We start from the raw sequence: 7813 nt of genomic DNA, 5'->3' as shown, positions 1-7813 counted from the left end.
AAAGCCCCAGTATAATATCAGGGAGCTTAATTCCTAGGCTAATAGACGAAATTCCCATATTGGCGCTTGCCGCAACTCAGGCTGAAGGAATTACCCAAATTTCTGATGCCGGGGAACTTAGGGTAAAGGAAAGCGATAGGTTAAAAACTATTAGTTCCGAACTAAATAAAATGGGCGCAAATATTGAAGAAAAGAAAGACGGACTAATTATTCACGGCAAAACTAAACTTAGAGGTGCTGAAGTTGAAAGCTTCGGAGACCATAGAATTGCAATGACGCTTGCGATTGCCGGCCTCGTTGCAGAAGGCGAAACCTTGATTAAAAACGTTGAATGCGTGGATACGTCTTTTCCCGGATTTTTCGAACTTTTGCAGAGCTTGGTAAACCCCGTTAGAAACAGTAAAACGATAAGATGAAGGAAGAGATAACGGGAAAAATAGATATAGCTTTTCGCAGCTTGGGAAATATACAGAATTGTTTGGCTGTTTCTAACGGTGTAAAATGAATGAAAAAAACAGATTCAAAAATGTAAGAGTAAAATCGTCATGGTTTTTTTATTTTGTGCGTTTTACTTGGCGACTAATCTTTAAAACTATCTGGCGAATGAAAGTATCCGGAGAAAAAAACGTCCCAGATAAGGGCGGTTTTATTTTTGCCTCCAATCATATAAGCTGGTATGATCCTCCCGTAGTCGGGGTTTCAATAAAAAGAGAGTTGCATATTATGGCGAAGGAAGAGTTATTTGATATACCTGTTTTAGGATCATTCATTAAAGCGATAAACACTTTTCCCGTAAAACGCGGACAATTTGATATAAAATCCATAAGATTTGCTCAAACGATACTTGAAAAAGGCGAAGGTCTTTTCATGTTTCCCGAAGGCACCCGCTCAAAAGACGGGAATTTCGGAAAAGCTCTCCCCGGAGTGGGAATGCTAGCGTGCGTTGCTCAAGTACCGGTTGTGCCGGTAAGGGTGCGAAACACGGACAAATTATTTAGTTTCAAACAAATAATAATCAATATAGGCGTGCCTATATACCCGCCAAAAAATTATACGAAAGAGAATTACCAGCAATTTTCAGAGAAAGTGCTTGACGAAATAAAAAAGTTATGAAAAAGAGCATAAAAGTTGCAAAGAATTCAGGTTTTTGTTTTGGAGTGCGCCGCGCGATTGAAATTGCTGAAAAAACCGTAAAACCCAATAAAAAAATATTTAGTCTTGGGCCTTTAATACATAATCCGCAGGAAGTAAAACGGCTAGAAAATATCGGAATAAAAAAAATTGAAAATACGAAAAGTTTAAAAAACAAGGTTTTAATTCTGCGCACCCACGGTATACCCCACGGGCTGAAAGAAAAACTAAAAATCCAAAATCTTGTTATAGTGGATGCAACATGTCCGTTTGTGAAAAGAGCGCAGGATATTGTTGAAAAGCTTGCTAAAGCCAAGAAAAAAATACTTATTGTTGGAGAAAAAAAACATCCGGAAATTAAAGCCCTTGTTTCATATGGCGGATCCCATTGCTATGTTGTTGAACAAAGTTCCGATTTGAAAAACTTAGATCTTTCGGGTGATATTTGTGTAGTAAGCCAGACCACCCAAAGCCCTCAAAATTTCAAGAATTTTGTTAGCATCATAAAAAAGATCAATCCGCAAGCGGCTATATACAACACTATTTGTAAGGCTACTATTGACCGCCAAACTGCAGCAAAAGAACTTTCAAAGAAGGTTGATGTAATGGTTGTTGTTGGCGGAAAAAATTCAGGCAATACAAAGCGGCTTGCACAGATCTGTTCTAAGTTTACCAAAACTTACTATGTGGAAACTGCTTTAGAAATAAAACCCCAGTGGTTCAAAAAAACTAAAAATATAGGCATTTCAGCGGGGGCGTCAACTCCTGACTGGATTATTAAGGAGGTAAGAAAAAAGATAGAAGAAAATGTTAATAAACAAGGAGCAGGCAATGGATGAAAAAAAAGATATAAATAACTCAAAAGAACATATTTCGGAACAAGAAATGAAAATGTCTGATATAATGGGGCCTGAGATCCGTTTGGAAGAAGGAAAAATCCTTGAAGCAAAAATTGTTGGAGAAAATTCTGACGGTTTTTTGGTTGACCTCGGAATAAAATCCGAAGCATTAATCTTAAAGAGCGAATTTGAGCCGTTGGATAAAATATCATGGCCAAAACCCGGAGACCTCATTAGAGTGGTTGTTGTACAGCTGCGCAGCGATTTGGGATATCCCATAGTTTCTTACAAAAAAATACTTTCAAAGGAAACATGGGAAAAAATATTTGCAATCGTAAAAACAGATTCTAAGATTGAAGGAACAGTAAAAAGGAAGATTAAAGGGGGGTTCATTGTTGACATAGGCGTAGACGCTTTTCTCCCCTTATCACAAGCTGATATTCGTCCGGTTAGAAAACCCGAAGAAATAATCGGAAAAAAATTCCAGTTTCTGATTACTGAAACAAACAGGGAAAAAAGAAATGTTGTGCTTTCAAGAAGAAAACTTTTGGAAGAAGAAAATAAAAAAACAAAAAATGAAGTACTATCAAAACTTTTTGAAGGCCAGATTATAGAAGGAAAAGTTAGTTCCATAGCAAAGTTCGGAGCTTTTGTTGATATCGGAGGCATTGAAGGCCTTGTTCATATCAGCGATTTGGCCTGGCATCATGTAAAAAAAGTTGAAGACATATTAAAAATCGGACAAACCGTGAGCGTAAAAATATTGAAAATTGATAAATCTGGCGGCAAATTGTCTTTAGGGATGAAACACCTTTCTCCCAGGCCGTGGGATACTGCGGTTGAGCGTTACCCCGAAGGCCTTATTGTTAAAGGGAAAGTGAAATCGGTAACCAGCTTCGGAATATTTCTTGAAATAGAGCCGGGCCTTGAGGGATTGATTCATGAATCTGAAATATCATGGGCCGACACCGGAACAAATTATAAAAAAATGTTTTCAGTCGGCCAGGAAGTTGAGGCAAAAATTATTTCCATTGATCCCAAGAACGAAAAAATGGCTTTATCCATAAAAAGAATGAAAATTAATCCTTGGGAAGAAGCCTATAACCGTTATTCTCCCGGCACAAAGGTTAAAGCAAGGATAACAAAAATAATGCCCTTCGGCGCTCAGGCAAAACTGGATGAAAACGTTGAGGGATTAATAAAAGTATCAGATATTTCCTGGGATAAAGTCTATGATCCTAAGGATGTGTTGAAAGTCGGAGAAACTGTTGATGTTGTGGTTATGGAAATAAATCCGCAGACTGAAAAGATCATAATTTCAATAAAAAATCTTACCGAAGATCCTTTGCAAAAGTATAAAATAGGCAAAATTGTTACAGGAAGGATTAAAAAAATAACCGAATTCGGCCTATTTGTTGAACTTGAACCTAAATTGGACGCGTTGTTAAGGCAGTCTGAAACGGGATTAAAAAAAGAGGAATCGGTTGGAGATCATTTCAAAGTCGGCCAAACCATTGAAGCAAAAGTAATTAAGGCAGATCTAAAGGAAAGAAAAATTGATATTTCCGTGAAGAAGCTGGACCGAGACAGGGAAAAGGAGCTCGTTAAAAAATATTCAAATAAAAACGAGCATCCTAAACTCGGAGAAATACTTGAAGAGGAAAACTAGAATTATTCAACGGTTATCGTTTTATCAAGTTTTCCGAACTTGCTGCAATCGGCTCCTAAAGCAATTTTATCGCCTTTTTTTAACCCCGGGATTATGTAATTTGCGATTTGATTAACTTTATTCTCTTGAATGTTGTAGCTTTGTTTTATAATAGGCTTATTATTAAGCGAAACCTTAATTTGTTCAATGTAGTGGTTGGAAGGATTTGCGACATTATGAGTTACTATAACGTCTATTTTTTCTCCCGATACTTTTATGTCAATATTTTGAGGCGGGTGCGCGATTACTCTGATGGAAAATAAACTGACCGTGAAAATGGCTGCAATTAATACTTTCATTTTTCCTCCCTGCGGTTTCATTTCTTGGCTTTGCCACCATAAGTCTTTAAGCTGAACCCAGATTTTTCAGTAGAAAAATCTGCACGGAGTGCCGCACCATTTAAAAGTACTGAAATATGAAGTGCTTTAGATAAGCGTCAGATGAAAATCGTGTAAACATTATCGTTGAACACTCTTTAAATGGTGCGGGGTTAACCCAGCTCGTTGAAAACGGGCTGTCCCTTAGGGACAAATTTTGCAACAGATTGTAAAATTTGGGTTAAAAAGCCAAAATGTTTTTTAAAGTTAAAATATCTTAAAATCAATTATATAAAGCAACGGAAAAAATGTCAACAAGCAAAAGGGCGGGAGGTTTATATGCCTATTTATGAGTATCTTTGCAATAAATGTAAAGAAAAATTTGAGAAACTTATTATTGAAAAAGGAAACACCGTAAAATGCCCGAAATGCGGATCGGCCGAAGTTGAAAAACAGTTCTCGTCTTTTTCCGGAGGCAGTTCAAAAAAGACGGCCAAAGCATCCTGCCCAAGCGGAGGGTGTTGCCCGGGATGTAATTTAAATTAGTGCGGTTGACTACCAGTATTAATATTGTTATAATCCCTTTTTTAAGAAGGTTGAGCACACCATACTCCTGGAGGATAAAAAAGCAGAAAATGAAGAATGAATTAATGATTCGCGTGCCATATGCCGATACTGACCAAATGGGTATGGTTTATTATTCAAATTATCTTGTTTATTTTGAGCGCGGGAGAACCGAATGGCTGAGAAATCACGGTCTTACTTACCGCGATTTGGAAGCAAAAGGCGTATATATTCCGGTTATTGAAGCCAACTGTAAATATATTTCCCCGGCCCGTTACGATGATGAAATAAAAGTTGTTACTAAAGTCTCTGATGTGGGGCCCGCTTCCGTTGAATTTTCGTATGAAATATTCAGCAAAGATAAGCTGATAACAAAAGGAAAGACGAGACATCCTTTGGTAAACAGCAGCTTTAAGCCGATTCGTTTACCGGATGAAATACAAAAAGTATTTGAAAAAGCCCTGTAATAAAGGTGAGAAAAATGATGAGAGATAAAGTAGAAAAAGCTATAGCGAAAATACGCCCTCATCTTCAGATGGACGGAGGCGATATTGAACTGGTTGACGTAAGCGCTGACGGAGTGGTGAAAGTCAGGCTTAAAGGGGCGTGCAGCGGTTGTCCCATGTCCGCATTGACTATGCAAAACGGTGTAGCCAGGGTATTAAAAGAGGAAGTCCCCGAAATTAAGGAAGTGCAGGCCGTATAGAATCTAAATTTATGCTTGTAGGGCTTATTTCAGACAGCTATGAAAATATGCCGTTTATTAGAAAAGCGGTTGAGTATTTAAATAAAAATAAAGCGGATATTGTTTTGCATGCAGGAGATATTATCTCGCCGATTACAATTAAAGAATTTGAAAAGCTGAACAGTAAAATGATTGCGGTTTTCGGAAATAACGACGGCGAGAAAAAAATGTGGCGCGAAAGAATAAAAAATATCGGGGAAATTCACGATACTCCTTTTGAGCTGGTTATCGGAGGAAAAAAAATTCTTTTGACTCATTCTCCTGAAAATCTAAAGGTTTTGGCTGAAAGCAATAAATATGACATAATAGTTTACGGGCACACGCATAAACCGGACAACCGGATGGTAGGAAAAGCTCTTGTGGTTAATCCCGGTGAACTAGGCGGCTGGTTGTACGGAAAAATCACTATCGGTCTTTTAAAGATTCCTGAACTAAAAACAGAGATTCTGGAGCTTCAGTAAAAAAACAGGCCAAGGTTTAGGTTAAGGTTTAGGAGAAAAAAGAGCAATGCTTGTTTTGATTTTCTTAACCTAAACCTGTATTTATCTCAACCTGCAGTTAATTGGAGGTATTATGCTTAAAGCTCGCGACATTATGACCAAAAATGTAATTACAATAAGTCCCGACAAGACGCTTGATGAAGCGATTAAAATTCTTGTTGACAACAAGATTTCCGGAATGCCGGTCTGTGATGATAAGAAAAAAGTTTTAGGTATGATTTCGGAAAAAGATGTTTTAAACTTTATTTTCAGCGGCAATACTAAAACAACAACTGTTGGAGAGGCAATGAGCAAAGAAATAATAAGTTTTAATTCAGATACGGATATCGATAAATTGAGCCTGGTAATGAGTGAGAAAAAGATACGCCGGGTTCCCATTATAGACGACGGGGTGCTGGTGGGAATTGTTTCAAGACGAAGCATAATCAAAATTGTTTTGGATATGCCGAAGTAAATCTGATGATGAATCAATAATCTTTAATTCTTTGTTTTAGCAGTTTATTAGCAATTTGAGATTTGAAATTTGATATTTGAATTTGGTAAAGGCAGGATAGCTCAGAGGTAGAGCAGGGGACTCATAAGCCCTTGGTCGTGAGTTCAACTCTCACTCCTGCCATTTGGTTTGGCAAACACGCTCCTTTTTCTGTTACAAAGCAGATGTTTTGGCTGCAACTTCAAAATCTTCGCCTAACGTAGCGCTGGGGCTACGAGTCGGCTCAGATTTCTTCGTTTCGCCTAAAATCTCTGCTTTTCACTACGAAAAAGAGCATGTTTGCCAAACCGTTAGGAATAATTAAAAGAAAAAGCTGTTAACTAATGAACATGTGAACTTATGAACTTAAAATAAACGGAGGAGAGATGTTAAAATTCAATAAATATAGAAGGACGCTTGAGCAGGAAGAATACCATTATGAACTTCATGATGTAAAGGAACCAAACCTTTATAGGGACGTTTTTCCCTATTCCGAGATACCAAAAATAACTTTCAATAATCGTGTAGTTCCTATGGCGCCTCCGGAAGAAATATGGATAACCGATACGACTTTCAGAGACGGCCAGCAGGCTCTAACTCCGTTTTCAATTGAACAAATAGTGGAGCTATATGATTTGATGCATCGTCTTGGAGGTCCCAGCGGTATAATAAGACAGACAGAATTTTTTATTTATTCAGACAAAGATAAGCAAGCGATGAGAAAATGCCAGGAAAAAGGATATAAGTATCCTGAAATAACTTCCTGGATCAGGGCTACAAAAAGCGATTTTCATCTTGTAAAAGAAATGGGGCTTAAAGAAACGGGGATTCTGACCTCAAGTTCAGATTATCATATATTCCTGAAATTAAAAAAAACTCGCAAAGAAGCGCTTGAAATGTATCTTGACATTGTTCGTGCCGCGCTTGAGGAAGGAATAGTTCCTAGATGCCATTTTGAAGATATAACTAGGGCTGATTTTTATGGTTTTGTTGTGCCTTTCGCTTCTGAATTGATGAAACTTTCTAAAGAGGCAAAGCTTCCCGTAAAAATCCGCGCCTGCGATACTCTTGGTTTTGGGGTTGCATATCCCGGGGCATCGTTGCCAAGAAATGTTAACGGAATAATGTACGGTCTCATGCAGCTTGCGGGAGTTCCGTCAGAATGGCTTGAGTGGCACGGCCATAATGATTTTTACCGAGGCCTTACTAACGCGACATTTGCATGGCTTTACGGATGCAGCGGTATTAACGGAACACTTTTAGGTATCGGAGAGCGGACCGGCAACACCCCGATTGAAGCTCTTTGTATTGAATATGTTGCTTTAAGGGGAACTACTGACGGAATGGACCTTTCAGTAATAACCGAGATCGCAAAATATTTTGAAGAAACAATTGGTTACAAGATTCCTCCTATGCAGCCGTTCGTGGGGGCGCATTTTAATGTTACAAGAGCCGGTATTCATGCCGACGGGCTTCTTAAGGATCAAGAGATTTATAATGTGTTTGACACTGAAGCGATACTTAAAAGGCCTCCCGA

11 protein-coding genes and 1 tRNA gene are annotated in these 7813 nt (G+C 38.2%); 11 read left to right on the top strand and 1 reads right to left on the bottom strand.

Going from position 1 to position 7813, the window contains the following annotated elements; translation table 11 throughout:
• From NT145_01395 to NT145_01380, 4 genes are all read left to right on the top strand, one after another.
• Nucleotides 1–416, top strand: a 416-nt coding sequence (locus tag NT145_01395; protein ID MCX5781350.1) for a 3-phosphoshikimate 1-carboxyvinyltransferase, incomplete at its 5' end; no start/stop codon positions are given.
• Nucleotides 417–603: 187 nt separating this feature from the next.
• Nucleotides 604–1113, top strand: coding sequence for a lysophospholipid acyltransferase family protein (locus NT145_01390; protein ID MCX5781349.1), 510 nt, complete (start codon nt 604–606; stop codon nt 1111–1113).
• Entirely contained in the window at nt 1110–1970 is an 861-nt protein-coding gene (locus NT145_01385) for a 4-hydroxy-3-methylbut-2-enyl diphosphate reductase (GenBank protein MCX5781348.1), read from the top strand. The genes NT145_01390 and NT145_01385 overlap by 4 nt, the downstream gene beginning before the upstream one ends.
• On the top strand, nt 1963–3639 hold the full coding sequence (locus NT145_01380; GenBank protein ID MCX5781347.1) for a 30S ribosomal protein S1: 1677 nt from the start codon (nt 1963–1965) through the stop codon (nt 3637–3639). Before NT145_01385 ends, NT145_01380 begins: the two co-directional genes overlap by 8 nt.
• A gap of 2 nt (nt 3640–3641) precedes the next feature.
• Here NT145_01380 and NT145_01375 read toward each other — a convergent pair whose 3' ends face one another.
• On the bottom strand, nt 3642–3977 hold the full coding sequence (locus tag NT145_01375) for a hypothetical protein (protein ID MCX5781346.1): 336 nt from the start codon (nt 3975–3977) through the stop codon (nt 3642–3644).
• A 357-nt stretch (nt 3978–4334) separates the two neighbouring features.
• On the opposite strand from NT145_01375, the gene NT145_01370 reads away from it, so the two are divergent.
• The 7 genes from NT145_01370 to NT145_01340 form a co-directional block, all read left to right on the top strand.
• Nucleotides 4335–4541 (top strand): zinc ribbon domain-containing protein, encoded by a 207-nt coding sequence (locus NT145_01370; GenBank protein ID MCX5781345.1) that lies wholly within the window; start codon nt 4335–4337, stop codon nt 4539–4541.
• Nucleotides 4542–4630: 89 nt separating this feature from the next.
• Nucleotides 4631–5026 (top strand): thioesterase family protein, encoded by a 396-nt coding sequence (locus NT145_01365; GenBank protein MCX5781344.1) that lies wholly within the window; start codon nt 4631–4633, stop codon nt 5024–5026.
• Nucleotides 5027–5043: 17 nt separating this feature from the next.
• Nucleotides 5044–5265, top strand: coding sequence for a NifU family protein (locus tag NT145_01360; GenBank protein ID MCX5781343.1), 222 nt, complete (start codon nt 5044–5046; stop codon nt 5263–5265).
• An 11-nt stretch (nt 5266–5276) separates the two neighbouring features.
• Nucleotides 5277–5765, top strand: a complete 489-nt coding sequence (locus NT145_01355) for a metallophosphoesterase (GenBank protein MCX5781342.1) — start codon at nt 5277–5279, stop codon at nt 5763–5765.
• A gap of 112 nt (nt 5766–5877) precedes the next feature.
• Nucleotides 5878–6258 (top strand): CBS domain-containing protein, encoded by a 381-nt coding sequence (locus NT145_01350; GenBank protein MCX5781341.1) that lies wholly within the window; start codon nt 5878–5880, stop codon nt 6256–6258.
• Nucleotides 6259–6348: 90 nt separating this feature from the next.
• Nucleotides 6349–6420: transfer RNA gene (locus tag NT145_01345), tRNA-Met, on the top strand.
• Between the two features lie 242 nt (nt 6421–6662).
• Nucleotides 6663–7813 (top strand): 2-isopropylmalate synthase (locus tag NT145_01340; GenBank protein MCX5781340.1); only part of this gene is annotated, 1151 nt, incomplete at its 3' end.

This window comes from Elusimicrobiota bacterium, assembly GCA_026388075.1.
Taxonomy (GTDB): Bacteria; Elusimicrobiota; Endomicrobiia; order Endomicrobiales; family JAPLKN01; genus JAPLKN01.
The sequence above is the reverse complement of the archived record's forward strand: the minus strand, read 5'-3'. Positions and strand labels throughout refer to the sequence as shown.

What these genes read in the sequence shown, in the direction of transcription:
- NT145_01370 (MCX5781345.1), top strand. Translation starts at nt 4,335, where the DNA reads ATGCCTATTTATGAGTATCTTTGCAATAAATGTAAAGAAAAATTTGAG.
- NT145_01355 (MCX5781342.1), top strand. Translation starts at nt 5,277, where the DNA reads ATGCTTGTAGGGCTTATTTCAGACAGCTATGAAAATATGCCGTTTATT.
- NT145_01380 (MCX5781347.1), top strand. Translation starts at nt 1,963, where the DNA reads ATGGATGAAAAAAAAGATATAAATAACTCAAAAGAACATATTTCGGAA.
- NT145_01385 (MCX5781348.1), top strand. Translation starts at nt 1,110, where the DNA reads ATGAAAAAGAGCATAAAAGTTGCAAAGAATTCAGGTTTTTGTTTTGGA.
- NT145_01365 (MCX5781344.1), top strand. Translation starts at nt 4,631, where the DNA reads ATGAAGAATGAATTAATGATTCGCGTGCCATATGCCGATACTGACCAA.
- NT145_01350 (MCX5781341.1), top strand. Translation starts at nt 5,878, where the DNA reads ATGCTTAAAGCTCGCGACATTATGACCAAAAATGTAATTACAATAAGT.
- NT145_01390 (MCX5781349.1), top strand. Translation starts at nt 604, where the DNA reads ATGAAAGTATCCGGAGAAAAAAACGTCCCAGATAAGGGCGGTTTTATT.
- NT145_01375 (MCX5781346.1), bottom strand. Translation starts at nt 3,977, where the DNA reads ATGAAAGTATTAATTGCAGCCATTTTCACGGTCAGTTTATTTTCCATC.
- NT145_01360 (MCX5781343.1), top strand. Translation starts at nt 5,044, where the DNA reads ATGAGAGATAAAGTAGAAAAAGCTATAGCGAAAATACGCCCTCATCTT.